The sequence below is a fragment of the Noviherbaspirillum pedocola genome (assembly GCF_016632335.1).
Classification (GTDB): Bacteria; Pseudomonadota; Gammaproteobacteria; order Burkholderiales; family Burkholderiaceae_D; genus Noviherbaspirillum_A; species Noviherbaspirillum_A pedocola.
Map to the genome: position 1 here is coordinate 79,039 of NZ_JAEPBG010000006.1, position 25,822 is coordinate 104,860.

Annotated in this window: 43 protein-coding genes; 38 read left to right on the forward strand and 5 right to left on the reverse strand. The window is 60.0% G+C overall.

The window, feature by feature from the left end; translation table 11 throughout:
- Positions 1 to 170 precede the first annotated feature (170 nt).
- Both JJB74_RS15145 and JJB74_RS15150 read right to left on the reverse strand, forming a co-directional pair.
- On the reverse strand, positions 171 to 704 hold the full coding sequence (locus JJB74_RS15145) for a hypothetical protein (protein WP_200592884.1): 534 nt from the start codon (positions 702 to 704) through the stop codon (positions 171 to 173).
- A gap of 2 nt (positions 705 to 706) precedes the next feature.
- The gene (locus JJB74_RS15150; protein WP_200592885.1) at positions 707 to 1,243 is read right to left on the reverse strand and encodes a hypothetical protein; all 537 of its coding nucleotides are present in this window, start codon (positions 1,241 to 1,243) and stop codon (positions 707 to 709) included.
- Between the two features lie 531 nt (positions 1,244 to 1,774).
- Here JJB74_RS15150 and JJB74_RS15155 point away from each other — a divergent pair.
- The 15 genes from JJB74_RS15155 (at position 1,775) to JJB74_RS15225 (ending at position 9,697) form a co-directional block, all read left to right on the forward strand.
- Entirely contained in the window at positions 1,775 to 2,023 is a 249-nt protein-coding gene (locus tag JJB74_RS15155; RefSeq protein ID WP_200592887.1) for a hypothetical protein, read from the forward strand.
- Positions 2,024 to 2,340: 317 nt separating this feature from the next.
- Positions 2,341 to 2,721, forward strand: coding sequence for a hypothetical protein (locus tag JJB74_RS15160; protein ID WP_200592889.1), 381 nt, complete (start codon positions 2,341 to 2,343; stop codon positions 2,719 to 2,721).
- Positions 2,675 to 3,109, forward strand: coding sequence for a hypothetical protein (locus tag JJB74_RS15165; protein WP_200592891.1), 435 nt, complete (start codon positions 2,675 to 2,677; stop codon positions 3,107 to 3,109). The genes JJB74_RS15160 and JJB74_RS15165 overlap by 47 nt, the downstream gene beginning before the upstream one ends.
- Before the next feature lie 293 nt (positions 3,110 to 3,402).
- Positions 3,403 to 3,756 (forward strand): hypothetical protein, encoded by a 354-nt coding sequence (locus JJB74_RS15170; RefSeq protein WP_200592893.1) that lies wholly within the window; start codon positions 3,403 to 3,405, stop codon positions 3,754 to 3,756.
- Positions 3,757 to 3,804: 48 nt separating this feature from the next.
- Positions 3,805 to 4,059 carry a hypothetical protein gene (locus JJB74_RS15175; protein ID WP_200592895.1) on the forward strand — a complete coding sequence of 85 codons (255 nt, stop codon included), beginning with the start codon at positions 3,805 to 3,807 and terminating at the stop codon, positions 4,057 to 4,059.
- 22 nt (positions 4,060 to 4,081) lie between these two features.
- Positions 4,082 to 4,321, forward strand: a complete 240-nt coding sequence (locus tag JJB74_RS15180) for a hypothetical protein (protein WP_200592896.1) — start codon at positions 4,082 to 4,084, stop codon at positions 4,319 to 4,321.
- Between the two features lie 118 nt (positions 4,322 to 4,439).
- Complete coding sequence (locus JJB74_RS15185) at positions 4,440 to 5,189, forward strand: methyltransferase (protein WP_200592898.1); 750 nt, start codon at positions 4,440 to 4,442, stop codon at positions 5,187 to 5,189.
- A gap of 116 nt (positions 5,190 to 5,305) precedes the next feature.
- On the forward strand, positions 5,306 to 5,623 hold the full coding sequence (locus JJB74_RS15190; protein WP_200592900.1) for a hypothetical protein: 318 nt from the start codon (positions 5,306 to 5,308) through the stop codon (positions 5,621 to 5,623).
- 10 nt (positions 5,624 to 5,633) lie between these two features.
- Complete coding sequence (locus tag JJB74_RS15195) at positions 5,634 to 6,251, forward strand: hypothetical protein (RefSeq protein ID WP_200592901.1); 618 nt, start codon at positions 5,634 to 5,636, stop codon at positions 6,249 to 6,251.
- A 98-nt stretch (positions 6,252 to 6,349) separates the two neighbouring features.
- The gene (locus JJB74_RS15200) at positions 6,350 to 6,610 is read left to right on the forward strand and encodes a hypothetical protein (protein WP_200592903.1); all 261 of its coding nucleotides are present in this window, start codon (positions 6,350 to 6,352) and stop codon (positions 6,608 to 6,610) included.
- 2 nt (positions 6,611 to 6,612) lie between these two features.
- The gene (locus tag JJB74_RS33265; protein ID WP_234484205.1) at positions 6,613 to 7,119 is read left to right on the forward strand and encodes a hypothetical protein; all 507 of its coding nucleotides are present in this window, start codon (positions 6,613 to 6,615) and stop codon (positions 7,117 to 7,119) included.
- Between the two features lie 174 nt (positions 7,120 to 7,293).
- Positions 7,294 to 7,683, forward strand: coding sequence for a hypothetical protein (locus tag JJB74_RS15210; protein WP_200592905.1), 390 nt, complete (start codon positions 7,294 to 7,296; stop codon positions 7,681 to 7,683).
- A 253-nt stretch (positions 7,684 to 7,936) separates the two neighbouring features.
- Positions 7,937 to 8,287 carry a hypothetical protein gene (locus JJB74_RS15215; protein ID WP_200592907.1) on the forward strand — a complete coding sequence of 117 codons (351 nt, stop codon included), beginning with the start codon at positions 7,937 to 7,939 and terminating at the stop codon, positions 8,285 to 8,287.
- 68 nt (positions 8,288 to 8,355) lie between these two features.
- Positions 8,356 to 9,066: a hypothetical protein gene (locus tag JJB74_RS15220; RefSeq protein ID WP_200592909.1), complete on the forward strand. Its 711-nt coding sequence runs from the start codon at positions 8,356 to 8,358 to the stop codon at positions 9,064 to 9,066.
- A gap of 358 nt (positions 9,067 to 9,424) precedes the next feature.
- Complete coding sequence (locus JJB74_RS15225; protein ID WP_200592910.1) at positions 9,425 to 9,697, forward strand: hypothetical protein; 273 nt, start codon at positions 9,425 to 9,427, stop codon at positions 9,695 to 9,697.
- Between the two features lie 4 nt (positions 9,698 to 9,701).
- Here JJB74_RS15225 and JJB74_RS15230 read toward each other — a convergent pair whose 3' ends face one another.
- Positions 9,702 to 9,947 carry a hypothetical protein gene (locus JJB74_RS15230; protein ID WP_200592912.1) on the reverse strand — a complete coding sequence of 82 codons (246 nt, stop codon included), beginning with the start codon at positions 9,945 to 9,947 and terminating at the stop codon, positions 9,702 to 9,704.
- Positions 9,948 to 10,130: 183 nt separating this feature from the next.
- Between JJB74_RS15230 and JJB74_RS15235 the strand changes: the two genes are divergently transcribed.
- The 3 genes from JJB74_RS15235 (at position 10,131) to JJB74_RS15245 (ending at position 12,463) form a co-directional block, all read left to right on the forward strand.
- On the forward strand, positions 10,131 to 10,790 hold the full coding sequence (locus JJB74_RS15235) for a hypothetical protein (protein WP_200592914.1): 660 nt from the start codon (positions 10,131 to 10,133) through the stop codon (positions 10,788 to 10,790).
- Positions 10,791 to 10,896: 106 nt separating this feature from the next.
- Entirely contained in the window at positions 10,897 to 11,061 is a 165-nt protein-coding gene (locus JJB74_RS15240) for a hypothetical protein (RefSeq protein ID WP_200592916.1), read from the forward strand.
- Between the two features lie 13 nt (positions 11,062 to 11,074).
- Positions 11,075 to 12,463, forward strand: coding sequence for a metallophosphoesterase family protein (locus JJB74_RS15245; RefSeq protein WP_200592918.1), 1,389 nt, complete (start codon positions 11,075 to 11,077; stop codon positions 12,461 to 12,463).
- Positions 12,464 to 12,551: 88 nt separating this feature from the next.
- On the opposite strand, the gene JJB74_RS33270 is transcribed toward JJB74_RS15245, so the two are convergent.
- Positions 12,552 to 13,001 carry a pilin gene (locus JJB74_RS33270; RefSeq protein WP_325170131.1) on the reverse strand — a complete coding sequence of 150 codons (450 nt, stop codon included), beginning with the start codon at positions 12,999 to 13,001 and terminating at the stop codon, positions 12,552 to 12,554.
- 117 nt (positions 13,002 to 13,118) lie between these two features.
- Positions 13,119 to 13,556 carry a pilin gene (locus tag JJB74_RS15255; protein WP_200592920.1) on the reverse strand — a complete coding sequence of 146 codons (438 nt, stop codon included), beginning with the start codon at positions 13,554 to 13,556 and terminating at the stop codon, positions 13,119 to 13,121.
- A 217-nt stretch (positions 13,557 to 13,773) separates the two neighbouring features.
- Between JJB74_RS15255 and JJB74_RS15260 the strand changes: the two genes are divergently transcribed.
- The 20 genes from JJB74_RS15260 (at position 13,774) to JJB74_RS15355 (ending at position 25,756) form a co-directional block, all read left to right on the forward strand.
- The gene (locus JJB74_RS15260; RefSeq protein WP_200592922.1) at positions 13,774 to 14,421 is read left to right on the forward strand and encodes a phospholipase D family nuclease; all 648 of its coding nucleotides are present in this window, start codon (positions 13,774 to 13,776) and stop codon (positions 14,419 to 14,421) included.
- Positions 14,422 to 14,611: 190 nt separating this feature from the next.
- The gene (locus JJB74_RS15265; protein WP_200592924.1) at positions 14,612 to 15,007 is read left to right on the forward strand and encodes a hypothetical protein; all 396 of its coding nucleotides are present in this window, start codon (positions 14,612 to 14,614) and stop codon (positions 15,005 to 15,007) included.
- A 181-nt stretch (positions 15,008 to 15,188) separates the two neighbouring features.
- A complete protein-coding gene (locus tag JJB74_RS15270; RefSeq protein WP_200592926.1) occupies positions 15,189 to 16,235 on the forward strand; it encodes an extracellular catalytic domain type 2 short-chain-length polyhydroxyalkanoate depolymerase in 1,047 nt (348 codons plus the stop codon).
- A 300-nt stretch (positions 16,236 to 16,535) separates the two neighbouring features.
- Positions 16,536 to 18,968, forward strand: a complete 2,433-nt coding sequence (locus JJB74_RS15275) for an AAA family ATPase (RefSeq protein WP_200592927.1) — start codon at positions 16,536 to 16,538, stop codon at positions 18,966 to 18,968.
- A 116-nt stretch (positions 18,969 to 19,084) separates the two neighbouring features.
- Positions 19,085 to 19,237, forward strand: coding sequence for a hypothetical protein (locus tag JJB74_RS15280; protein ID WP_200592929.1), 153 nt, complete (start codon positions 19,085 to 19,087; stop codon positions 19,235 to 19,237).
- A gap of 113 nt (positions 19,238 to 19,350) precedes the next feature.
- Positions 19,351 to 19,554: a hypothetical protein gene (locus JJB74_RS15285; protein ID WP_200592931.1), complete on the forward strand. Its 204-nt coding sequence runs from the start codon at positions 19,351 to 19,353 to the stop codon at positions 19,552 to 19,554.
- A gap of 105 nt (positions 19,555 to 19,659) precedes the next feature.
- Positions 19,660 to 19,995 carry a hypothetical protein gene (locus tag JJB74_RS15290; protein ID WP_200592933.1) on the forward strand — a complete coding sequence of 112 codons (336 nt, stop codon included), beginning with the start codon at positions 19,660 to 19,662 and terminating at the stop codon, positions 19,993 to 19,995.
- 20 nt (positions 19,996 to 20,015) lie between these two features.
- Positions 20,016 to 20,210 carry a hypothetical protein gene (locus JJB74_RS15295; RefSeq protein WP_200592935.1) on the forward strand — a complete coding sequence of 65 codons (195 nt, stop codon included), beginning with the start codon at positions 20,016 to 20,018 and terminating at the stop codon, positions 20,208 to 20,210.
- 65 nt (positions 20,211 to 20,275) lie between these two features.
- The gene (locus JJB74_RS15300; RefSeq protein ID WP_200592937.1) at positions 20,276 to 20,497 is read left to right on the forward strand and encodes a hypothetical protein; all 222 of its coding nucleotides are present in this window, start codon (positions 20,276 to 20,278) and stop codon (positions 20,495 to 20,497) included.
- A 31-nt stretch (positions 20,498 to 20,528) separates the two neighbouring features.
- On the forward strand, positions 20,529 to 20,978 hold the full coding sequence (locus JJB74_RS15305) for a zinc-finger-containing protein (protein WP_200592939.1): 450 nt from the start codon (positions 20,529 to 20,531) through the stop codon (positions 20,976 to 20,978).
- A gap of 117 nt (positions 20,979 to 21,095) precedes the next feature.
- Positions 21,096 to 21,626: a hypothetical protein gene (locus tag JJB74_RS15310; RefSeq protein WP_200592941.1), complete on the forward strand. Its 531-nt coding sequence runs from the start codon at positions 21,096 to 21,098 to the stop codon at positions 21,624 to 21,626.
- A 33-nt stretch (positions 21,627 to 21,659) separates the two neighbouring features.
- Positions 21,660 to 21,842: a hypothetical protein gene (locus tag JJB74_RS15315; protein WP_200592943.1), complete on the forward strand. Its 183-nt coding sequence runs from the start codon at positions 21,660 to 21,662 to the stop codon at positions 21,840 to 21,842.
- A 137-nt stretch (positions 21,843 to 21,979) separates the two neighbouring features.
- The gene (locus JJB74_RS15320; protein ID WP_200592944.1) at positions 21,980 to 22,363 is read left to right on the forward strand and encodes a hypothetical protein; all 384 of its coding nucleotides are present in this window, start codon (positions 21,980 to 21,982) and stop codon (positions 22,361 to 22,363) included.
- Positions 22,364 to 22,386: 23 nt separating this feature from the next.
- Positions 22,387 to 22,611 carry a hypothetical protein gene (locus JJB74_RS15325; RefSeq protein ID WP_200592946.1) on the forward strand — a complete coding sequence of 75 codons (225 nt, stop codon included), beginning with the start codon at positions 22,387 to 22,389 and terminating at the stop codon, positions 22,609 to 22,611.
- 113 nt (positions 22,612 to 22,724) lie between these two features.
- Entirely contained in the window at positions 22,725 to 23,210 is a 486-nt protein-coding gene (locus tag JJB74_RS15330; protein ID WP_200592948.1) for a hypothetical protein, read from the forward strand.
- Between the two features lie 102 nt (positions 23,211 to 23,312).
- Positions 23,313 to 23,561 carry a hypothetical protein gene (locus JJB74_RS15335; protein WP_234484206.1) on the forward strand — a complete coding sequence of 83 codons (249 nt, stop codon included), beginning with the start codon at positions 23,313 to 23,315 and terminating at the stop codon, positions 23,559 to 23,561.
- A gap of 93 nt (positions 23,562 to 23,654) precedes the next feature.
- Complete coding sequence (locus JJB74_RS15340) at positions 23,655 to 24,041, forward strand: hypothetical protein (protein ID WP_200592952.1); 387 nt, start codon at positions 23,655 to 23,657, stop codon at positions 24,039 to 24,041.
- 131 nt (positions 24,042 to 24,172) lie between these two features.
- Positions 24,173 to 24,460, forward strand: coding sequence for a hypothetical protein (locus JJB74_RS15345; protein ID WP_200592954.1), 288 nt, complete (start codon positions 24,173 to 24,175; stop codon positions 24,458 to 24,460).
- 81 nt (positions 24,461 to 24,541) lie between these two features.
- On the forward strand, positions 24,542 to 25,096 hold the full coding sequence (locus JJB74_RS15350; protein WP_200592956.1) for a hypothetical protein: 555 nt from the start codon (positions 24,542 to 24,544) through the stop codon (positions 25,094 to 25,096).
- Positions 25,097 to 25,198: 102 nt separating this feature from the next.
- Positions 25,199 to 25,756: a hypothetical protein gene (locus JJB74_RS15355; protein ID WP_200592958.1), complete on the forward strand. Its 558-nt coding sequence runs from the start codon at positions 25,199 to 25,201 to the stop codon at positions 25,754 to 25,756.
- Positions 25,757 to 25,822: the final 66 nt, after the last annotated feature.

Genomic DNA, 25,822 nt, shown 5'->3' on the forward strand with positions numbered 1-25,822 from the left:
TCCGGTGTGGCCATGACATTTCCTCAATGAGAAATGTCATCTTCACTTGCGACTTGGGCCGCGCAAGCTCGAATCCGATCGGAAAGATGGACGCGCTCGAAAAATGTTGAGAAACCCGCCATCCTGCCGCGATGCCGTGCTGCCACGGCGCCTGCCCTTGCGCGATTTGCTTAGTCGTCGTCGGACGCGGACAGCGCCGACACGTCGCCGACATCTGGGTTGCCATGGTTGGGGATGACGGCCAGCTTGAACCGGCCATATGCATGCGTGAAGCCGGAGAAGACCTCCGCAAATTGGTGCGGCGGCAACGCGGCGTTGATCTTGTACAGCAAGCGGTCGTAGGCGCAATAGATAGCGAACAGGCGCAGCGCTTCATGGGAGCGGATTTCGACGACGCCTGCAGCATGGGGGGCGTACCGCGGCATGGCCAGATCCGCCGCGCGCTGGGTTAGTGATTCGACCACGCGGTCCAGGCGTTGGAAGCATGCCTCGATCTCGTCGCGGTAGCGGGGATTGCGGCAGCGATAGTTCATGCACGAAGTCAGCAGGTACAGGTCGCGGCTCATCATGCGGGCAATCTGCCAGGTCAAAAGGCTTGCCTTTCGCGAATCCTGCACCGTCGTGTCGACGTCCCACAATACATCGAGGCGTCGGAGCACAAGGTGGCGGGCCGGGCCCGCGAGCTCGCCGGAATCGTGCTGCATTTTCACTCCACGCCAAGTTGCGAAGCCAGCTGATCGGCGGTGCCGGCCGGCTGTCGATTATGGATGACAAGGCCTTTCAAGTCCGCGTACACCACCTCGAAGGCGCGAAACATCTGGCGCCGCTGGTCCAGGCTCATCTTTCCGTCCACCACAGCGCAAGACAGGCGCAACATGCACTGGTCCACAGTCAGAAACGCCTGATACAGCCAGTTCGCCTCGGCGCAGATGATACGGATCGGCAGCCTGCGCAACTGGCCTTCGTCGTATTTCCTTGTAATTGCCCAAGGACGGCAGTTCGCCTCGAAGGTCTCCGCGGCGAGCTGGATATCCTTCAGCATCGACCGTATATGCGGCTTTCTCCAGTCGTCGCGCGCATTAAGCGCCTTGAAGATCTTCGGTGTGAGCAGGTGGAAGTCGCGGCGCAGGATGCGGTCGCATTCCCACGAATGCAGCACGGCCTCGGTGCGGAATTCACGCGGCGCGTCGATGCTTTCTGCCTTTGAGAGATTCTTGATGACGCGGCCTTCCGCGGTCAGCAAGGTCGGATTCAGCAATTCGTCGGCCATAGCGGTCGTTATTTGTCAGAGTGGATTGCCGTCATTCTTGGGCAAAACCGACAACTTCCCGGTCAAAATGCGCGCAGAATCCGACCCGTTTTCAAAATTCGGGCGCTTGTCCTTGCGTGAGGTAACTGCAGCCCAATGCCAGCGCGAAAAAAAAGTGCCTTGCGGCTTGGCATGCCGAGTGGTTCGTGTACTATTTGTTTGCCGCCACGCGGCAGGTACACCATCCTCACCAGCAGATATCGCGACGCGCAGAAAAGGTCCTGGCCGGGTTGATACTGCAGGCTGACCCGATCTGGCAAAACATCGTGCAAATCACGCGTCTTTCCCAGAAGGAAATGAGGCAAACGTGAGTACGATTGCGATGCTGCTTCCCAACAATGGCAAGCAGCGCAAACAGAGCGCCAGCATTGCCCGCTCACCTTCCTGCGATACCCCCGTCGGCGATGCACACCAAGTTCCTGCCCTGACTAGACCACGGCAGAATAATTTCCGAGACAACGAAAAATGGAATTCCTGCTTCCGGCCAAGCCGGCTATCCGCATCGGCGAACGTGTCTATCAAACGCTCGGCTGGAAACGCCGCGATGACATCCTGCTCGATGGTGAACGAATCGGCATCATCACGCTCAGTTCCGAGGACCGCACCGGTGTGACGATTTCGATGGTGACCGGGCATTGTCATAAGGGCCGCGCGATCGACTGGTGCGTGCTGCAATCACACTGCCGCCTTCACACTCTTGAGCAGGCTGCGTAAGGTGAACGGCCAAGCCCTTCATTACGAAGCGCTACGCAACCTTCGCGACTGAATCGAAAGCACCTGTACGCATTCCGTTCCAGCCATCCTCACTCCGCCATCTACGGATGTTGTCCACTATCTTGCAATACTGGACAGCTTTCCTCCCCCCTCCGCCTAGCGGAAACGAGTAACAGGCGACACGCCTACTCCCTGAAAACATGCAGCCCGGCTAGGACCGGTCTGTATTACGAGAAAGGATAGCCATGCCTTTGCGAGAACCACTTCAACGGAATAAAGTGGCGGGGCCTCTGTCCCAGTCAACTCCGGAGAAGAACATGAAATTCGAAGACCTCATCAAGCGGCCGAAGAAGCACTTCACCTTCGCGCTGGAGCCGATCAATAGCTGTACCGGCATCTCCTACGACACGTTGCAAGCCATCGCTGAGAGCTATGGCACGTCGGAAGAGCAGGTCGTGCTACATGCCCTGTCCCAACTGGCAGAAAAGGAAATCCCGGATTTTGATCCGGATTCGCCTTTCCTTTCCGAGGAACAGTTGAAAGCCCTGCTGAAGCGTCGCCATTTCATTGACGCAGAAGCAGTCCAGAAACGTAACTCCCCATCCCTGCGCGACCACTTTTTGCAGGCATACCGGGAACAAGGAGACACAGATGGCAAGCCTGAAGACCCTGTCCCCGACAATGGGAAAAGTCCTTAAATGCTGGTGGCCGCACGATGAGCAGCCGAATCAACCGGGACCGAAATGGCGCCCGGTTTTTTTTTGGGGAACTGCTTATATCGACGGAAAAAAATTCTACGCGGTCGCCTATGGCACCACGCAGATATCGGAAAGGAAAGAAGCGAAGAACGGCGGCGACGTTTTCGTTCCGGCACAAGTCGGTGACAGTTTTCGTCGGCACGATGGACGGTATGACTTCAACGACATCAAGCTTATTCCAGCGACCGCGGAATTCTTCGTGCAAGACCGCGTCGGCGATCGGGTGGAAATGGGCGACTTCCCGTTTTCGCTTTATCCGCAGGTGCGGTTCGCAATGGAGCGGGCATCCGTTCCAAAGCGGCTGAAGGCGCTCAACGTTGTTGTCTGAGCGTATTAACACTCAGCAAGAAAGCCACGTCACCCTTCTTAGGGTGGCTGGCTTTTTCCCACGTCGAGACCCACCGCAGGCCGCCGAGCGGGTTTCTGACCTACAGCACCAGCCCAACACTGCGCGAAATTTTCGCCGCGCTTCGCGCCGATTTCTCCGTTCCCGCCCTACCGATGCAGACGCATTGTCGAACTTTAATAGTTGCGCAATGCCTCCTCGTCTTCTCCCGATTCCACTACGCCGCATCGCGGCAATAACCGGAGCAATCCGATTCTCAAGAAGGAGTACATCACATGGCCGATCGCATCACCATTCACCCGCGCCTAACCCATCAATACGTCGGCACCTACCGTCATCTCGATAAATGGGGTGCGCCGATCCGTGCGAAGAAGCTCGCCGGAAAGGTAATCCGTTCCGACGCCGAGACCGCTGACATGTCCAAAGGCTCCACGCATGTATGCCGCGTGATTGCGCCGAGCGGACTTACCGACCGCAAGGCATTCATCCGTGCGCTGGAAGATGAATTCTCCGAACACGACTGCGCCCATACCCGTGACTGCTGCGGCTGCCCCAGCTATGACGCTCGAGCACGACATATTCGCGGCCGTGAGTATCTGCTGCGCGTGCGCGTCTCATACAACTATTGATCGCCCGGCGCATATCCGCCGGCTACCAACACCAAAGGAAAGCACCACATGGATACCAAAGAAGCAAAACCTGTCGAAGGCGTCAAACGCGGCATGGCCGAAGTAATGACCGATGCGTTCGATCGCCTGGTGACCCGCGTCTATGACGAAGAAGGTGAACGCCTTTTCGATCTCCCCGGAAAAGTCTCCGCCGAACTTGTCGATTGCGTGATCGGCATCAGCGACGCATCGTTCAAGCATGGAAAGGGAGTCGGCGAGCTGTCGCTGGCATGCGATCCGCGCAGGCTGCTGCGTATCGAATGATCACAAGGAAACCGGAGAAACTATGTCCCACACTACCCCGTGGCGTAACTTCCACGTGACCGTGACCCTTGCGTACATGCTTCGTGCCAGCGATGACGATCTTTCCGAATTGCTGAGCGATCGTGAGACCGGGCACTCCGTGTCGCCTGCGGAAGCCAAGGCGCTCGCCACAGAACTGCAGGCCAGGGGTTTCACCTACCTGCCGGTGTGCGATAACGCCGGCGCAGATGGACGTTGCCAAGGGCATGACATCGAGGCCTAGCGCATCGTAGCCACATCGAAGGCAACACGCTTTCCTGAACCCGTCATCCGGGTTTGGCAAGGCAAATCGCCGATCTCCTTTTTCGTCGCCGCACCGCGGCACCCAACAAGGAGAAGTCATGAGAATCGACACGCAAGTATTGAACGTACTGAGCAACTGCACGACCGACGGCCGCTTTCTGAAGTTGCCGGGGCAGCTTGAGCGCTCGCTCTACACAAAAACCAACAAGGTGCTAGAAGCCGCAGGCGGGACCTGGAACCGCAAGGCCGCAGCGCATGTCTTCGATCAGGATGCGGCCGACGCCATGGATATCATCATCCTCACCGGCGAAGTGGCATCGTTGAAGTCGAAGGCGCAGATATTCAACTACTTCCCTTCCACGCCGCCGATTGCGAAAAGCGTCATCGTCAAGGCGCGTATCGAAGCTGGCATGGAAGTGCTGGAGCCAAGCGCAGGTCGAGGCGCGCTGGCGTTTCCTGCTGCCGACTGTGGCGCGATCGTGGACTGCGTTGAGCTTATGGACACGAACTATGCGCTGCTGCAAGGCGACGCGAGGCTACGCGACGTGCGGCAGGCGGACTTCCTGAACATGGCTCCTGAACAGCGCTATGACCGCATCGTCATGAATCCCCCGTTCGAGAAACAAGCAGACATTCACCATGTACTGCACGCTCTTGAATTCCTAAAGCCGGGCGGATCACTCGTTTCCGTCATGGCCGCCGGTGTCACCTTCCGCGACAACAGGCTCACGCAAGACTTCCGTGATCTGATCCGCAGCCGCGGTGGCGACATCGAAGCAAATCCTGAAGGCGCTTTCAAAGCTTCCGGTACGATGGTCAACACAGTGATCGTAACCATCCCGAACTAGGCCTCCCTACCATCAGAAAGCAGCACGCTTTCCTGAATCCGCAATGCGGGTTTGGCAAGGCAACCGCCGATCTCCTTTTCGTCGCCGCTTCGCGGCATCCATCAAGGAGACTCATCATGCAAGCGAACCACTTTGGAAAACGCCTCACCCGCAGCTTCATCGCGTCCGACAAGCACCTCGACGTCGACGGCTTGCCGGTGCAGGTGAGAATCATCGAACAGCGGCAACCGCGCCGTGAAGCCAAGCGCGCTATCGGGCGCGTCACCCGAGTCGTGCATGCGGTAAGCCCGCAGGGCATTTCCGACGACGCCATGCGCCAGATTCTGAACGAGCAAGTCGTCTTCGATAGCGGCAGCCGTCGCGCCAGTGCGACCGTGCACAAGGTCAAGGGTCGAGTGTGGAAAGTGATCGGCCGCGAATACCCGCAGCTGTAAGGGGAACGACATGAACCGCACCCCGAACACCGCCCTCGTCGAGGCCAGCATCTCGCGCATGCTCGACCTGATTGCACATTACGGATTGAAGCTGCTCGAAACCTATCCGAACGATCTGCTGGTGATCGACCGGGAAATTCTGCAACGCGCGGCACATCCCGGCGCAAGCATCGCCTGGATGGTCGGCGACTCGCACACCCACACGTATCCACTCGGGATACACCGCGAACTCAACCGTGGCGTCACCTACGTCACCAATCTCTGCAATACGGACCGCTTCTTCAGAATCGATTTCGGCGCGACCAAAGACAGCCTGCGCTTCACCGAGCTTGATCGCGGAGCGTTTGCGGCTCTGGCCAATGCGCCGGTGCCGTATCGCATCGAGGGCGAACGGCTCGACTTCGATCTCTTCAACGGTTCGCGGCTTGTCGGCTCATGCAAGATCATCTGCACCGACTACTTTGCGCACCGCTACAGCGTGGCAATTACGCCAGCTTCCGGCATCACGGCCACTGACTACTGTGCGCTTTACGAGTGGACCGGCGCAGCCGTATGTGACCACGGCACGCAATTCGCCAAGTGGGAGCTTAGCTGGCATGACGCCGCGGCCGATGCACTCGCGGCCTGACAAGCCTGACAAACAGCGCCAAGGAAATGCGGCGCTTTTTTCCAACCATTCGGCACCCGCGATGCGGGTACTTCCTCCATATTTCCCATCATCAAGCCATGGAACAACCGAGCAATATCTACGGCGACCTGGCGCTGCCGCCGATCGATCCGGCCGCGCTGAAAAAGGATGCCGTGGTCTTGACCCGCATCTTTTGGAACAGCAGCGTCGCGGGGGCGGAAGCAAAGGTCGTGAAGGTTAAGACCACGCCCAGCGGCGTGAGCGCCTACTGCGACTACGGCGCCAATCAATCCAACACGAGGCTGCGCAAATGGATGCCGGCCTTTGCGCTCTGCGCGAAACCAGATACGAAGGAATAGTAATGAATCTTCAACAGTACAAGGATCTCGTCGGCGAGCTGCTCGCAAAACACTATGCCCGCCTTCAGGGCGAAGCAGGCCTGACCGATATGGCGCTGCGAGCGGCAATGACAGACGGCGTGCAGGCATACGAACTCGTCAACCAACACGCCCAGGCAAAGCATCTGCGGCGTGTCGACCTTGATAGCCGTAACGCCTTCCCGCATGCGCGGCTGTCGAATGTCGACCAATACCGGGCAACGCAGCGCCTTTCGCTGAAGTCGCTGTGCACTGCTGTGCGCGACGCTTCGCAAGATGCGCCAGGCGCCCTGGTCGTGTACTCACGACAGGAGTCGCACAATGCCGGCGCCGGCTTCTGGTCGAACAGCTGCGGCTGGGTGGCGCTGCAGGATGCCACGCGCTTCACCGAGGACGAAGCTCGCTCCCGCGCGCTGCCCATGAGTGCCGGGAACGACGCGCAATGGATCGCCGCCGCTGATGCGCAGGACGCCATTGGCGTGGTGGTCTGAAACCGCATTCATCTCCAATGGGACGCCGGCATGCACGCCGGCTCTCCCCGATCTATGTAGGTCGGGTTTTTTGATGCGCGTTCCGCATCAAAAAGCCTTATCCAACGAACGCCGCAAGGCCGGGTGGGCATAGCGCGGCCGCGATGCTGCATTCCTCCATGCATAGGAAACGTGATGAACAGTGACGATCTCGACCACCATCCCACAGTGCGGTCCCTGCGACGCGACATCGCCGCCGGGGAGGCAATGGCCTGCTATACCGAGCTGATCGCGCTGGGCGGCTTCCGCCTGAAGATTGCTATCGAAATCGACTACTTCAGCCTTCCGAAGAGCTCGGCCAGGGTAAGCGTTTTCAGCCCCGCGTATCTCCAATGGAATCTGCTGGCATCGTTGCATACCTCCAGCATTCACCATCCTGGCCATCACAAGGACGATGCGCACAAGCATGATGAGCCATACCGGGACGCCGAGTTATACGAGCCGATGCGCGACGAACTGATTCAGTGGGCCGCCGACATTCTTGGTCTCGAAACGGCGACCCCCAGCCGAAGCGCAGCGCAATAGTCGCCCAGCAGCGCTGCGGCACGCCATGCGCGTGCCAGTTCGTTGCTTTCTCACCCGGTGCAGCCACTCATTCTGCAGGGCGACATGCGCGAAGTCGGCGCGCACCGGGTCCTCCCTTCCAAATCCACAGGTTGCCTCTGTCCGCACAGAAGCAAGTTGTGCCGCATTTTTTCGGTCGCCGGCATTCCGGCATCCGCTCATCACCACGCCCACGTTCGGGCGGCCAATACGCCATCTACATCACGAGGAAGCAATGCACTTCACACCACGCCAGGTCGGGGCCATCAATCTCGACCGTCCCTCCAATTCCGTCACAGGAGCCTTGACTGTCGCGGCCAGTCCGGAGCTGCTGGAAATGCTCTGGCAGGAGCTCAGTCGCAGCGGCTACATCATCCATTCCTGTGCGGGTAAAACGGCCTGGGCCACGTCGCGCATCTGTCGGGAGGAGAACTACCCGTATCAGGTGCAAGTCATCACCGATTCCTGCCAGCGAACGGTGGGTATCGTCGTGCAGCGTACCGACATGAAACTCGGCCGCATCAACCTGCCGCCGCGCCTTCGCGCTGCAATCACCGAAATCTATCCCGCGCTCCAAAAGGACTGAGCCGACCCGTGCCCAGCCGTTTCATCCCGCCGCACAAACCATTCGCAATTCATACCAGGAAAATCATCATGCAAACCGATTCCAAATCCCATGACCATGTAAGCGCCGCGCAAATCAACTCTCCGCGCCTCGGCTTTGCCGTGAGCGCGCAATACCTCGCCCACTTCAACGCGCAACAGGCGCTGTCGCCCGCTCTGCGCGCCTGTCAGATGCGCGTCGACAACGTGCTGAGCTATGCCCGCTCGTTCGTCGACGACTGGAAGGAAAACGAAGGCCAGAGCGATCCAGACTGCGACACCGCAGTGGCGTGTCTGAACGCCGCCAAACCGCTGCTGCAGCAGAATGCCGAGCTACTCCATCTGCTGGCGCGCGCGACCGCAGAGATCCGCCAGTACGACTCGCTGTATGACAAATCTACGGTCCTGCCTGCGCTCGAGGAGTTCCTGTGCCAGCCGCATCTTCAGGCGGCGTTGGGCGCCCAACCGGCGCATCAGGAAGTCTCGGGAAGGTTCATCGTCCCGGCCGACATGGAACGCGTCGCCTCGGTGATGATGTCCGATATCGTGGGCAGCTACGACACGCCCGACACGGTTGCCGAATGGAGCTGGGTCGAGCGCAATGCGTCCTTCTCGCACCGCGACAACGGCGAAAGCGGCGTCTGGGATTTCATGCTGAACCTGGCACGCCAGTTCGATGACATCCCGCAGCTACTCGCACCGGTCATCGCCGAAGCGCGCGCGGCCGGCGTGGCGTACCTGCTTTTCCACCAAGGCTGCTGAACCAGGCAATGCGCCGCTCCCGTAGTTCCGGGGGCGGCATTTTTTTCGCGGCAAACAGCTTGCATTCGGATGGCTAGTGGGGCACTATTGTCTTTGCCGCTACGCGGCAGGTTCATTCGCAAAATTCGTCGCTTCCGCGACGCCTCGCAAAGCAGTCCGGCTCAAATGGTTCACGCAATCGGTGTCGATTCGCAGAGCCATCAGGCCAGCGGCAACAGGCACCAAGTGGGCACATCGAAGTCGGTCCCACGCGCGTGTCTGCCAATTCCGTTTTCCTATCCCACAAGACAGGAAAGCTGAACATCCAGCTCTCTCCTTTTTCCAACCCCGCTACGCGGAAACGATTAGGAGATTCATCATGAAAGTTCTGAACCAAGCCACCAAAGCCGCCAATCAACGCGTGCTCACGACTCTGAACTCGAATGACAAGGAACGTTTCTCCCGTTACCCCGTGCATGAAGCGGAGTTCTGGGCGAAAGTCTTTGGAATGGCTGCCGATCGCAAAACGGCAGAAAAGGTTCTAGAGGAAATGGGCGTGCTGGAAAACGAGCCCTGCGCAGACAATGACCGGATCTATCGTTGCATTGAAACGGCCAAGCAAAAAGCGCGACGCACTCTGGCGTCGCACTAATCCATCAATGTAGTGTCAGCCCTATGGCTGTGGTGACGCGACCCTGGGCTCCCAGGGTCGTGTCTGCCGCTTGCATGGCCTGGTTGGCGAGCTTCACAAACAGTTCGACCTTTTCGGACGCCTTATCCGCACGCATCGCATCGGCCAGCGTCTTGGCCATCTCTTCCTCGCACGTCAGGCTGTTCGTGGCCTCGCTGGTGCGCTGCAACCATTCTTCGAACTGGTCCGGCGACATTTCATTCAGGTCCATCTGTTTCTCCATTTGTTGCCATGGTGTGACGGCTAGATTCTAGCGCAAGACATTGTCCGCACACGCTACGGCACACTTTCAATTTGGCCGCGATTTGCATTTTTCTTATGGAAATGCATATCCCGGAGTACCGGGTCCCCGCTTTCTTACCTGCCGTCTTGCGGCAAATTTTGGGGATCAATTATGTTTTCTACAATCGAAGCACCCAACGTTGAAGGAGCGCAGGCCGATTTTTTCAACATTAGCCTCCCGCTTTCTCCGCCGGCGCCGCGTGCGCCCACCCTCATTCCCGTAGCTGCGGTCAAACCTTCGGCAACGCGTGCTCGTACTGCGAAGCCAGCCGTCAAGCCCCAGCCCATACCAGAACCCGAGGCACCCGACGCAACGGAGGAAGACCTCCACGCCGTCTTCGCCGAAATCGACGATGAGGACAGCGCGGCATCGGGAACGTATTCGCTCGACGTGCGCTTCTCCGATGAGCCTGAGACCATCGTCGCCAAGCGCATGTTCCGCCTGCTGCTGGCGGACCTGTCCGGCACGACTTCCGGCGAGCCCGACCTGTTCGGACAAATCATCGACAGCGAGCGGGAGATACGCAAGTTCGACGCGCTGACCTGGCTCTATAACCTGAATCCGGATGGCGCGCAGATGTCGTTCGACTGGGTCTGCGATGAACTCGGCATCGACCCCGAAGCGATCCGGCGCATGACGGCTGCAAACATGCGCGCCGAGCTCAAGCGGCTGCTGCATGTCCTGTCCTGCATGGTCAGCCCGGAGCATGCAAAGAACTGCGAGTGCGAACTCGCGGAATACGTCAACCTCGCTGGCTGGAACGCGAGGTGAACCCCACGAAGCCCCTACGGGGCTTCCTTGCCTGATCGGGCGAGGAAGCCTTGCCGCCAGCAGGGCCATCTCCTTATCAACGCCGGTTCCCGGCAAGGAGACCATCATGAAATTCTTCCTGACCCTGTTCTTCCTGGGGTTGGTGTTGCTGTTCCTGCTGCCATCCGTGTTCAGCGGTTTCAACGACGACCTCAAGCAGCAACAAAACGATGAGGATGACAAGTTGACCCTCAAGGGCGACTACGTCTTCGATAAAGACTTCGATGACTGAAAGGACCCCTCACATGAAAATCGGTCATTTCAGCGATCTGCACTACTGCCCGGCCTACCTGGCGGAAGCGGATCGCTGCTTTTCTTTTGCGATTCAGGACGCCATCGCACACGGCATCGATGTCGCCATTCTTTCCGGCGATGCGACGCATCATCGCCTTGAAGTCCATTCCCCCGCACTGCGCCTTCTCGCGCAGCGCATTCAGCAGCTGGCCAATCACTGCCCGGTGCTGATTCTGCAAGGCACCTTCTCGCATGATCCCCCGGGCATGCTGCACATGCTGCAGATGATCGGCGCGCGCCATCCGATCGCCATTGCCGACCGCATCGGGCTCGTCGGCCTGACAACTGAAGGCCAATGGGTCGAACCGGCGTGCGATGCGTCGGCCGCGCTGACGCTCGCCGTGACGTGCGTGCCGACGGTGAACAAGGCCGACCTCGTGCCACTCGTTGGCGCGGAGGACGCCAGCGCCGAGATGGGCAACCAGCTCGCCGCGATCATGGCGTCGTTTGCCCCTGCGAACGACGCATATCGCGATGCCGGCGTACCGACAGTGCTGGTCAGCCACGGCACGGTCCAGGGGTCGCTCAACGAAAGCGGCGTGCCGATGGCCGGACTCGATCACGAGTTCACCATCGGCGCCCTGTATTCGGCGCACGCCAGCGCGGTCATGCTTGGGCACATCCACAAGCATCAAGTGTGGGAACGCAACTTCGCTGGCATCGAGCAGAAGATCGCCTATGCCGGTTCGCCCGGACGTTTTCACTATGGCGAAATCGGCGACAAGGTGTACCTGCTGTGGCATCTCGAAGCCAACACGGTGGACATCGAGCCCATTGTGACGCCATCGCGTGCCATGATCGATCTCGAGTTTCCCGGTGCACCCGATCTGGACGAAATCGCGTCGGTGGCTGCGCAATGTGCCAACGCCTATGTGCGGGTGCGCTGCAGCGTGGACGCGGAACATGCGCCCAACGTCGACCGCGCCGGTATTCGCCAGATCCTCGCAGCGGCCGCCGAAGTCAAGATCGAGGTCGAGGTGTTGTCCATCCAGCGCCAGCGGTGCGAAGGCATTTCCCGGCTGCCGGACCTGCACTCGCGCTTTCTGCGCTGGTGCGAAATCAGCGGCACGGCGACCGAGGGCCTTGTGGAGCGGCTGGACTTGCTCAACACGGGTGAGCCCGAGGAAATTGTCGCGAGGCTGCTGACGCAACCCGAGCCGCCATCCGCGGTGGCGTCGTCCGATCTGAGCGATCGGGTTCGCAAGGACGCCATCGATGTGGCGTCGGGGAATGACGTCGAGGTACCGGAAGAAGCGGCTCAAGCTTCTCTGTCCGCGACTGCGACGATGCATCACCAAAGTCCCGCCGCTCTGGGCGATCTGCTTGCTGATCTGATCTAAAGCGTCTTGTCGTAAGGCGTCGCAACGCCATGACATAAAAAACAGAGGCGCCATGCGCCTCTGTTTCCTCTTCCCTTCCACCGCAATATCAGCCGGGGTTGATGCCGCACTTGGCTTTGGTACAGGTGCCGCTAACGACCCAAGTGATGTTGGTCGCATTGACCGTTGGCGTCATGATCAGCGTAAAGCCTCCCACGGCCGAAGTGCCGGTTGCGGTAATCGCTGCGGTCGTGGCATCGATAGTCAGCACGCCGGCGGCATACTTCGGCGTGGGCAACGTCAGATTCAGCTTGGTGGCGCTGTCGCATTGGGTCAAATCGCCGGCGTTGTTCTGCGCGCATTCCGCGATGGCCAGCTTGACCGGATCCATCGCGACGATGTTTTCCTGCCATTTGGCGCGCGTTACATAGTCTTGGTACTGCGGGATAGCTACCGCAGCCAGGATGCCGATGATGGCGACCACGATCATCAACTCGATCAGCGTAAAACCCTGCTGTCCGCGCTGCTGTCGCGCGTTCCGGACGATTTTCATTGTCATGACAGTGATTCCCTTAAAAAAAATGCCTGTTCAAAAACGAATCGACCCGGCGTTCTCCGTGAAATTGGATAGGCCGGGTCATGGCTAAGAGCGCGTTATGTTTCAACTAGCCGGGCATCAGCCGGGGTTGATGCCGCACTTGGCTTTGGTACAGGTGCCGCTGACTACCCACGTGATGTTGGTCGCGTTGACTGTCGGGGTCATGATCAGCGTATAGCTGCCGACAGCCGAGGTGCCGGTGGCCGTGATTGCCGCGGTCGATGCAGTCAGCGCCAGCGCGCCGGAAGCATATTTCGGCGTCGGCAGCGTGACGTTGAGCTTGGTGGCGGTATCGCACTGGGTCAGATCGCCGGCGTTGTTCTGCGCGCACTCGGCGATAGCCAGCTTGATGGGCTCCATCGCGACGATGTTCTCCTGCCACTTGGCGCGGGTCACATAGTCCTGGTATTGCGGGATGGCTACCGCGGCCAGGATGCCGATGATGGCGACCACGATCATCAACTCGATCAGGGTGAAGCCCTGCTGTCCGCGCTGCTGTCGGTATACGTGTTTCATAGGTCCTCGTGAGGGTAAGTGGTTGATCTGTGCCGATTCATCTAGCCGATCCAGAATAGATCAGCTAATTGCACACGGGAAACCAAATGCTCACGAGCAATTAACGCGATTCGCTTTTCAGCAGTCGTTTTCGCGTCTCCACGGCGCGGTGTCTTCACATAAGCAGGTGCCGGATGCGGCAAGCCTGTTCCTTCCATCTTCTCAACCAGGAATTTTCATGAAAATTATCGTAAGCATTCTCTTTGCCTTGCTCGCGCCGATCAGCCATGCGCAGGCATTCTCTCTCGAAGGCTTGATGAACCAGGCGCTCGCACAAGGCGCGCGTACGCTCAACAAGACGGTCTCGCTGCGTGAACAGGGCGCCATGGCTGTCAATGCCCCGAGCGACCAGCAGATCGAAATCGCGTTCTCCCCGAATGCCGGCGCGCAGGCGCTCGTTATCAAGGCGATCCGCTCCGCGAAGTCCTCGATCCGGCTCGCCGGCTACTCGTTCACCTCCAAACCGGTTCTGACCGCGTTGATCGACGCGAAAAAACGGGGCGTGGACGTCAAGTTGGTGCTCGACTATAAAAATAATTTTGCCGAGTGCGGGCGCCGTTGCGCTGGCATGCATGCCGTCGCTGCGGCGGTGAATGCGGGCATCGACACTCGCGTGATCAGCCGCTACCCAATCTTCCATCACAAGTTCGTCGTCATCGACAACCGACACGTGCAGACCGGATCGTTCAATTATTCCGCTGCCGCCGAAAAGTCGAATGCCGAGAACGTCATCGTCATCTGGAACAACCCAGCTGTCGCCAAGACGTACACCCAGCAGTGGGATCGTCACTGGGCAGAAGCGCAGTCTGCGCCGATGTCCTACTGATCCATGTTTTCACCAAGCCCCGCAAGGGGCTTTCTTCTGGCGCTTCGCGGCGCAAGAAGAAAGCCTACTCAAACTGCCCGTCACGCAGAAACGGGCGCAGTTGGCCTGCGCATTCACCGCCCTATCGCACGTCCTCGCGTCGTATGCTCAATGCCGCAGCACCGCCATACAGACGAATGTGGAGTAGACGATGAGACTGAGCGTAGACATCCCCAACGGCCCACCTACAGCAGCACAGGTCCGCATGGCCAGGCGCGCAATACTGCGCCAGCTCGTTACGGTCATCCTGATCTTCCCGATAGCCATTGCAGGAATCGCCATGAGCGCCAGCATCTGCACTGCGCCGGCATATATCGCCGTTCTCATCGGAAGCGTCATGTACCTGCTCTATCTGACCAACGACGGTCAATGGCTCCTTTTCAGCTACGTCACGCCGCAGCAGGCTGCGATGCTGACGGCATGGGAAGAAAGTAATGCAGCGATCGCGCGCTACTGCGCCCGGCTGCGCTTTCAGGGTCGTGCGCCGACCGACTGCGAATACCGCGCGATGCTCCGCTTCCTGCGTAGCGCGCAAAAACCCGCATAACGGACCATCGGTCCCCGGCAGGACTCTGCCTCCGGACATTGCGCAAAGCACCCTCCCGATCCGTTGGACGGTTGAGATCGAAGCGGGTACAAGGGATACAAACAATAAGCCGGAGGGAGCATCGGGGCAGATCCCGATGCGCGTAGGCAGGCAGTCATCCCCCAACGCACGAGGAGACAACATGCAGAACACGAAGCGCGGTACCGCACGCACCTTGGCAACGCTGGCGACAGCGATATCGCTGGCCTCTCTCGCAATGACCGCTGAAGCTGCTGCGCCAGCACTTCAGGGGTACGGCGCAACAAGCCCAGTTGTGGCCGGCATTTCATCCGGCGGCTACATGGCCGTGCAGATGCAGGTCGCCTATTCCGCGACCTTCAAGGGCGCGGCGGTGTTCGCCGGCGGCCCGTACTACTGCGCGCAGGACAACGCATCGACGGCCACCACAACCTGCGAAAAGAACAGCCCGGCGATTCCCCTGTCTACGCTCGAAGCCGACACGAACCAGTGGGCGCTCAATGGCTGGATTGACCCGACCGCAAACATCGGTGCGCAGAACGTCTACATGTACTCGGGCAAGAACGACACCACGGTCTACCAGAGCGTGATGAATGTCCTGTTCTCGTACGAAACGAACTACATGAAAAGCGGGAACGTTACCTACAACAGCGGCACCAGCGCAGGCCACGGCTGGGTCACCTGGAAAACAGGGACCGGCATCAACTCGTGCAGCACCACTGCGTCGCCCTACCTTAACAACTGCGGCAACGATCCCGAATTCGATCTGCTCAACAAGCTGTACGGCACCGTCACCGCCAGGGCATCATCCACGACCGGACAGATGCTGCAGTTCGACCAAACCGCTTTTGTACCCAACGGGAATGCGGCCTACTACAGCTTGGACAACACGGGATATGTCTACGTGCCGAGCTACTGTGCGTCCAACTCCGGTTGCAAGGTGGTCGTTGCGATGCACGGCTGCAAGCAAAGCTACAGCGCCATCGGCAATGCGTTCATTACGAACAGCGGCCTGAACGAGTATGCGGATACCAATCAGCTTATCGTCATCTATCCGCAGACCATCGCGTCGTCGTATTCCACGTCCTACAATCCGAACGGCTGCTGGGACTGGTGGGGCTATACCGGAACGAATTACCCGATCAAGGGCGGCGTGCAGCCATCGTTCATCAAGGCCATCGTCGACAAGGTAAGCAGCGCTCATTACTGACGTTCTCGTTCGGTATTACGCTGAGCGCAGGGCGGCGCCACCGTAGGCTGCCCTGCCCGGCCGACCCTTCGTTTCGTCGCCGTTGCCCACCGCGCCACGCGCCAGCCGTTGCGGGATGGCGCCGGTATCGTCAACGGCTTTGCGCAACCTTGAAATTGCGCTATGCTCAGTTGTCGCTACGCGGCAGGTTCACCCAAAATCTCAAGGTTTTCCAGTGCAGCACGCATCGGAAAGCCGAAAGCGGAATGCGGTTTCGGCCTCTCCTTTTTCACATCGCCGCCACGCGGCAAGGAGAGATAAATGGAACCGAACATACTGACCCTGGAAGGATTCAAGGGCATTCGTGCCGGCCGGGGAAAGGACGCCATCACCGTCGATCTCGACGCACTGGTCCCGCAAGACGCCAGAATCGTGGCCATCACCGGCCCCAACGGCAGCGGCAAGACCACGATCCTGGACAACCTGCATCCGTATCGCACGATGCCTTCGCACAGCAGCACGCTGACCGTTGGCGGCTTTTCGTACTGGGACCACATCCACGGCAACGCCGCCAAGAAGGAACTGGAATGGACGAACGGCGGTCGCCGCTATCGTCAAACGCTGGTCTTCCGCAGGACCAACACCACCCAGAAAACCAGCGCCTACCTGCATGTTCTGAGCGAGGCCTCGGGAGAATGGGAGCCGGTCGAGCTGAAGGACGGCACCAAGTCCGACGGCAGCACCGCCAGCTACGACCGTTGTATCGAATCGATCCTCGGGCCGTCGGAGTCGTTTTTCACATCCCACTTCGCGGCACAGGGGCGCAAGCCGCTTTCCGGCTACACCGCTTCGGAGATCAAGGCGCTGCTGGCGTCGATCCTGAACTATGCCGACTTGCAGGAAAAATCGGCCAAGGCGAGATTGGTTGCCAATATCCTCAAGCTCAAGCTCGACGAACTGCAGGGCACGATCGGGCAGTCCCGTGGTGCGCAAGCCGACGCCGATGAGGTCAAGGCGCAGATCGCTGCGCTCGATGAGGCGCTCGCGGGCCGAGCCGAGGTCGAACAGCAGCATCAGGCAGCCATCGACGGCGCGCGCAAGGCACTGGCGCTCATCGAGGCGCGACGCGATGCGCAAGCCGCAGATGAGCAACAGCGGCACGATCTGAACGAGCAACTCCGGCAGATCGCCGCCGACGCGGAACACTCGCGCAGCCAGATCCAGGCGCAGCACCAGAAGGATGTGCAAGCCGTCGGCGAAGCGCGCACCCGCGCACAGGAGGAGCTGGAGCGAGAAAAAGCGAAGCAGCCCTTGCTCGAAGCCGAAATCAAGCGCCTGACCGAGCTTGTCGGTCGCGCCGCTGAAATCGAGGCGGCAATCGCGGCAGCACCCAACCTGCGCGCGGTGGTCGATGAGCAGGACCGGCTGATCGAGGCGTCACAAAGCCGGCTTGAAACGCTGCGTCCGGTGCGCGAAGCCGTCAGCAAGGATACGGCGGGCGCGTCGAGCCTGACGACGGCCGGAATGGCGAAGGCCGAGCAGCTGGCGTCGCTGAAGGAAACGGCCGGATTGATTGGCCGCGTTCCATGCCGGGGATCGACGATGCAGGGGGCGTGCCCCTTGCTGGCCAATGCCAACGCGGCAGAGGCGAAGATCGTTCCCCAGGCGCGTGAGCTTCAGGACAAGCGCGACGAACTGCGCACGGTGCATGCCCGTATCAAGGCAAACACCGCGTTGCTGGAAGAAGCGCAGGCGCTGGAGCAGTCGGTACGTGGCGCGCACGCCGAGCGGAAGAAAGCCGCCGACATGCTGGACAGGAATGGACAGCTTTGTGCGATGGCGCCGCTTCTGGACGATGCGCGGGCAAGACTGCCGCAGCTGAAACAAGCCGGGGAAGCGTTCCAGTCGCTGGCGGCCAAGCACGGCGAACAGGCCAGGCAGTTCGATGCGCATGTCGTGGAGCTTGAGCAAACGCGCCAGCGCGCGCTAGATCAGGTCGACGCGCAACGGGCACAGCGCGCTGCGCTTGTCGCAGAACGCATCGCCAAGCTGGCGGCGCCCATCACGGATGCGCAGATCGCCGCGGCCCGCAGGGATGTGGATACTGCAATTGCGGCGCTCAACGCGGCGCAGATCGCAACGCAGGCCAGTCGTGACAAGCGCAACGAAGCCTGTGCGCGCCTGTCCGGGTTGCAGGCATTGATCGCCGGCATGCAGGAGACGGTGGCCAAGGCGGAGCGTATCGGCAACGAGATCGCCAAATGGCGGTTGGTCGAGCACGGCTGCGGCAACAACGGCCTGATTGCACTCTCAATCGACGATGCCGGCCCGGCGATTGCGGCCCATTGCAACGCGCTTCTGCGCGCCTGCTACGGTCCGCGCTTCACGGTGAGTTTCGACACACAGGAGGAAACCAAGAAAGGCAATCTGAAAGAGACCTTCGATATCCGTGTCTGGGATGGTGAAGTCGGCGAGGAAAAATCGCTGACCAACATGTCGCCGGGAGAAAGGGTCTGGATCAACGATTGCCTGGCGCGGTCCATCGCGCTGTATGAATCCGAGTCCTCGGGCAGGAGCATCCAAACCCTGTTCACCGACGAAACGGACGGTCCTCTGGATCCGGAACGCAAGCGCCAGTTCATGCGGATGAAGCGTGCTCTTCTCGAACACGGGAATTGCCGGGAGTTCTTTATCTCCCACACGCCGGATCTGCAGGAAATGGCGGACTACTGCCTGGACGTCACAACGCTCTGACAGTACGAAAAGGCCGCAAGGCCTTTTCAATGCCTTCACAGGCAACGAAAAGGTGGTATCGACACCTGTCTTCCACAGACGCCGTTGCAACGGCAACTTTTTTCGGGAGGCACAGCATGCAGTATGTCGAAATCAATCTCGATGGCGTGAATGTTGTCAAGCGCTGTCCGATCTTCAAGAAGGGCGATGGCACGCCCGACTACGCCGAAATCCGCAGGCACTTCATCGAAATGGGGTACGCGGTCGGCACTTACCTGCGCATCTGCTGAATGCGCAGACGCTCCCTGAAAGCTACATCGCTTTCCTGATCCCTTCCGGGATTGGCAAGGCCAACTGTCGCCTGTTCCCTTGACGACGCCGGACACCGGCATAGGAGAACGCCATGCAAGACAACACCACCCACAAGATGCCGAAATCCAAGCGCGGCGCAGTCCGCCAGTACAACGCGCTCGTCACCAGGTTCTACCGAGAACTGGATGGTGGCTGCACGTTCGGTATCGACTGGCCAACGGCACGTAGTTTCTTCCCCAAGGAATGCGCGCACATCGACGCCATGCGCTCGGCTTTCGCAGCCCTGCCCGATTGACAGCGCGAATGCGCTTTTCTGAACCCGCGACGGGTTCGGAAAAGGCCGACAACGCCTTTTGCTCCTTTTCAACGCCGCTATAGCGGCATCTACTGGAGCCTCACCATGGATTTCGTCGAAATCGGACCCACCCCGTCCGAAGAAAATTGCGAGCAATGCGGCACCGCGACCTACTGTCCGAGCCGCGCCAGGACCGAATGCGCCGTCTTTGCCAACCAGATCCGCCGCCACTACGGCGAACCACCGGAAGGCGCAAGCATCAGGACCAAGGGCAACCGCTGCGACGCCGGCACCTACTACGAGGTCGCCATCGACTACAGCGACGCCGCCGGCTGCGACTATGCGTTCTCGGTCGAAGGCGATACGAAGGGCGCACTGGTGCGCTGGGACGCCGAGGCACTCAACGAACTGCGCACGCACGGCCTGCTGGCTGCGGCCTGATGCAATCACGGAGAGCTGCCATGTCGACCGTCAATCTGCCCCTGCCCTGCCGCCGCGCCATCCAGCAATGGGAATGCCGCGGCGCACGTACCCTGGACCGCCTCGAGGACCTGGTCGCCCAATGCGCCAGCGAAGCGGGTCAGGAAAACCAAACTCTGGAACTGCAGCGCCTCACGCGAAAAAGCGTGCCGAACTGGAAGATCCAGCAATCCTGACCCAAGCACGACCCGCCCTCTTACCGCGGCGGGCCGCATTCCAAGACATCGAAGGAGAAAACACCATGATTACGTCACGCCGTGTTCGCTTTGGGAACCTGCTGACTGAAGCAAGCCGCCAGTCGACCGATTGGCTTATCGCGTCCCTTCAGGACAAGACGCACAACAACGGCTATTTCTCGCCGCTTGCCCGCCTGGCATGCCTGCGCGTGCTCATGTTCCGTATCCAGAACGGCATGTGCTATCTCGAAAAGAAGCGCTTCGTGCGCCGCGAGTTCGGGATCTGAAAGCCTTCCACCTTCATGCAAGAGACCTACCATGAACAAGGAAATCACTCCGTGGAATCCATGTCAGCGCGCCATCGCCCGGGTGCTGAATCCGCTACCCGCACCGAAGCGCTGTCCTGACTGCGGCGCCAAGGTCGAGATCGTCAACCATACGGCCATTTACGGAAAAGCCTACAGCGAATGGCCATGGGCATACCGGTGCACCGCGACATGGAAGTGCGACAGTCGCGTCGGCATGCATCCGCAGACCAACATCCCACTGGGTGCTCTCGCCAACCGCGAAACCCGCGCAGCGCGCATGCAGGCCAAGGATGCATTCAACCCGCTGTGGCAAAGCAAACGGATGACCCGAAGCGAAGCGTATGCCTGGCTTGCCAAGCAACTCTCGATCGCCAAGGTCGAGTCTTGCCACATCGGCTGGTTCGATGTGAAAACCTGCCAGCGCGTCGTGAAGGTATGCCGCGCCTATAAACCGATCTAGCCGTGCGCTGACATCTGCACATTTTTCTGAACCCTTGATTCAAGGGGTTCGGAAAGGTTGCCCAAGCGACCCTCCTGTTTTCACTCACCGCCGTAGAGACGGCACTCAGGAGAAACCATGACGAACAACATAACCGCCCTGCTCGCGCAGGTCGCCGCATTGGCCGCATACGCCCGCAGCAACGGCTACACCGATGCCGGCACGTCCCCGCCAGACGGCCTCGAAACCAAGCTACACGAAGCGTTTGCCGATCTCGAAAAGCGCAACAGCACACTGCAGGCAAGCATTGCGGCGGGAAAGGCACTGCTGGTCGCGGAAATGGACCGTGGCAACCAACGCACCGAACTGGCAATGCAGCTTCGCGATGAACTGGCGCAGGTCCGTGAATCAGCGCCGAAGAGCATCAAGCCGATACAGGAGTCGTGGACCATGTTCGATGAAAACCAGGACGGCAACGCGAAGACTCCCGGCTTTCAACGCAGCGGATTTGAACTCGTGCTGCTCGCGGAAGCCTACGCTACGCAAATCTGCGCCGATTCCCGGTTCACGCCGCGCAAGGTGTACATCGTCGACGCGACCGACCTAGATCCTTCGCACGTTGACACCAGCGCGACGTACAAGGTGCCGGATACGGCGACGGCTTTCTGAGCCGCGCACGATGCGATTATGAGGAGAGACCACATGACATTCGCTATCAAGGTGCGCGGCCCCGGCAAGACGGGCGCAACACTCTCGCAGGAACAGTTCGATGGGTGCGAGGACATCCTCGTCAAGCTGATGAACCAGGAACTGTCGGTGAAGGCTGCCGATGCGGCGATTGCCGTCAAATGCGAAGAGGTTGGCCTGCCGCTGCAGTTCGCGTAACGCCATCCGAGCGCCTTTCTGAACTCCTTTCCGGGAGTTCGGTGAGGTCTGTACAAACCCTGCCCGTTTTTTTGCGCCGCTACGCGGCATAACCGGCAGGCATTCGTGCCACATGCCATCTCCAAGGAGACAGCAACATGGACAAGTATCTCGAAAAGCAGCAGCGGCTCGCGGCGCTGAAGGGCTGGAGCAACGTCACGATTCTCGACGGCCAGATCGCATCGGTCGCCGTCAGTGGCGAAATCTCGTACCCGCCAATTCCGCGCTGGGTATTCGACAACGCCGCGGCACTGCACCTGATGGTCGAGCATAAACTCAACCCGATGCGTGTTGACGATACGCGGCCGTTCTTCGTTGTCGACGGCATATACGGCGCTTCGCTGGCAATCGTCTTCTTCGACGAACACGGCAACGATGCATATGCAGCCCTGCGCTATGCGCTGGTGTGCGCGGCGATCCGGCAATTGGAGATCGCGCGCATCGTCCTCGCGGCCACGCAGCCACCGGCACTTGCCGCGTGACGCCGACGCTTGCGGAGGCAACTATGCATCAGTACAAGCCGCAGGACAGGGTCAAGCTGCGCGAATCGATACGGGAGTCGTCGGAGTACAGCTCCCGGGAAAGTCTGTACGGCGCCAAGGGAGACGTGGTCGTGGTGCGTTCGGTGAGCGCCGCGCAATACCGCTACCCGATCGAGGTCGCGCATGCAGAAGCCGACGGCGATCCGTTTTTTGTCGCCGCCGAGGAAATCGAGCCGCTCGCACGGTAGCGGCGCGACCTGACAATCACCACCGCGCTTTTTCGAGCCCCGCAAGGGGTTCGGAAAAGGCCGTGACGCCATGCCTCTTTCTTAAGCCGGACACCGGCAAAACAGGAGGCAACATGGAGCTATATGCCGATACTGCGGTGAATGAATACCGGCCCTTGCTGATCGGGCCCATCACCAGCGCTTTTGACGATCTGGAAGAGGAATTCAGTCCTGCCGCCATCGCCGCGCAACGTGCCAGAAGGCATGCCAAGGCAACGTCCAGTCGTGTCACGCGCACGGAAGATCCGCCGTCATGGCGCTTCATCCATGTGCCCAAGCGCGACGAAGCCGAAGCCGAGGCGCTTGGCGCGAAGTTTCATAAGCGCGCCCGCCTGTGGTACATCCCGAAAAAACTCGCGCGGCACCGGTTCCGCTGGGACGATGCGTTCGTGCCCGAGGCAATGATGCAAAGTCTCGTGGAGTTCGAGCAAGCGCGGCGCGCACTGGTACGGCGGGCGCTGCGCGTAACAGCGCGGTCGGCAGCAGGAGCCGCACCGCTGGCCGAAGAAATCCCGATCCCGGCGCCAGCGCCAAGCCCGCAGCTCGGGCTGTGGGACTGAGTCCATCAAGCCGCCAGGCTTTTCTGAACCTCTTGCAGGTTCGGAAAAGGCATCCAATGCCCATGCTCCTTCACCACGCCGGACACCGGCACCACAGGAGCCATGATGAAAACTGCCATCCAGAAGATCAGCGATACCGAATACCGCCACACCGCCCGCGGCGCCGAAATGACATTGAAGCATGAGCGCGGCCAATGGGCGATGTACGTCGTCAACGCTGTCGTGCGCGCTTACCGACGCGGTTACGCCATCCCGAAATACTTCGACTCGCTCGAACAAGTCGAACAGACCTACAAGACCTGGCGCGGCATTACCGCGTTAGTCGCAGCGCAGCATCCCGCCGCGTACTGAATCAGAAAGTATTTCCGGACCGATTTGCGGTTCGGAAATGCCATTACAGGCGCAGTCTTTTATCACGCCGTTCCACGGCAAGGAGACTGGACAATGAACCTGAAATCCGCGATGACTGCCTTTGGCATGGTCTTCGGCAGAAAGCTGCATACGCACGCTTATGCGTCGGCGAACAAAAAAAGCAGCCATGCCACGCCGCATAACCGGATTGGCGGATTGCTCATGGTGTACCGCTGCAACACGCACACGGACACGCGCACCTGCCAATGCGGTATGCGCTTCACGCCCGATACCGGGGTCTGGCCGCATGGCGTGGAAAGCGGCGAGCCGATCTGCATGGCCTGCGACCGCGCGGCCTTCGACATCACCACCGAAGACCGCTTGGCGCGCGCTGCTGCGCAAGCCGAGTTCCACTACAACATTCCGCAAGAGATATCGATGCAAGTCGTCACGGCACTGCGCGCCAAGCGCGGCCTGTGAACTGAAAAGGCACCGTTCGCCATATCTGCATAACGGACCTTTCCGAACCCGTCCCCGGGTTTGGAAAGACGACACGCTCTCCCGGCTTTTCAACGCCGCATCGCGGCAGGGAGACCATCATGTGCTTCGGCATGTCCATCCGTACGTGCAATCCGCTTATCCGCCAAAGCGATGCCCTGCGCATTCGCCAGGCCGTCAACAATCTCGCCATCCCTACCGACTGTGGCCGCTGCGGCTGCCGCTTCACGCCGAAGGTGGGAATGATCGCTGTGGTGGCCGCAAGCAACCGCGCCGCATGCGATGACTGCGCCACCGGCGCAGTCGATGTGACTTCGCAAGAACAGCAAAAGCAAAACGCCATCGATCTGGAACGCTTCGACCGCCTCTACGGTCGCGTGCCGCTACGCCACGCCGCGTAGCGCCGGCTTCCATCCGATGCAACTGCGCGCACATCTGTTGCGACGGCGCGCTTCACAACTTCCATTCCCAAGGATTCAATCATGAAAACACTGGCCTACATGTTCATTGCAAACGTCACCGCGCTTGCCGTCATCATCAGCTACGTTTGCGGCAGCGGATCGCACGACGCCATGGTGTGCGTCGCCGTCGCGATTTCGGTGTGCGCGCTCGTTGACCTGTTCTATAAGGAAGCCACCGCGTTCTTGTGTCGGAACGCATGGCAAACCGCCACCTTCAACTGCGATGCAATCGTCGCTCAGCTCGAGTACCTGTACTACGCCAAGGGCTACCAGAACCAGGGCATGTTCTGCGCCGATGACGTGGCCAGCGCATTCAGCGTGGCACGCATCGCTGCGGCGCAGGCGCTCGGACATCTTCTGGCAAGCGGCCGGATCGAGCTTCGCCTCGACGCTCCGCGCCTTTCCTATGTGCTGCCGGCCGCCCGCCAGCTGCAGTTGATCGAGGAACATGACCTTGCCCGCGTCTGGGCATTCATGGAAACGATGCTGCAGTCGGAAGGCAACGCTGCCGCCGCAGAAGTGCACCGGGTTTCCCGCGTGTTGAGCAAGCACGAAGCCGCTGTTCGGTTCGCCTGACATCGCCGTCTGCGCCTTCCTGGACCCTTCACGGGGTCTGGGAAGGCCACAGATGCAACCCGGTCCTTCAATCGCTGCCTAACCGATAAAGGAGAGTTCAAAATGAACCGTATTGCGACGCTCGTGATGTTCGCAGTGGGCATGGCCGCAGCGGCGGGATGTTATGCCGCGGCACAAACCCCGCTGGTGCCTGATTTCCTGCAACCGTTCATCGAAGGAGCCGGCATCGCCATCCTGCTTACCGCAGGCGTAGTGGCCAGTGCCCTTGCCGCAAGGTACTGGCTGATCCGGCGCAAGCCGCCAACCGGCTTTGCGGCGGCGATCATGGTGGAAGCCGACAGACTGTACCGCGATCACGGCTATCTTGCGCAGGGCCGCTTTTGCGCCGAGTACATGGCCACGCATTTCAAGGTATCTACCGATATCGCGAAAACCGCGCTGCAACGCCTGGCGCGTACCGGCTGGCTGATCTCGTCGCGGCAATCCTGGGGCATGTCGTATGTGCTTCCGGTTCGCCGGCGCCGCAGTCTGTATGTGACCTTCGCGCTGGCTTCGGAATGGGCCAGCGCCGCAGGTTCCGAGTACGCCAAACCCGACGCCGCGCACGGCAATGCCGCCCGGCCGCAAGCCATCGGCGTTCATCCGACCGCCGGCCATTGAAACAGCAGAATACGAAGCGCCGCCTTGTGCGGCGGCTTCCTGCCTGAACCCGGCATACGGGCTTGG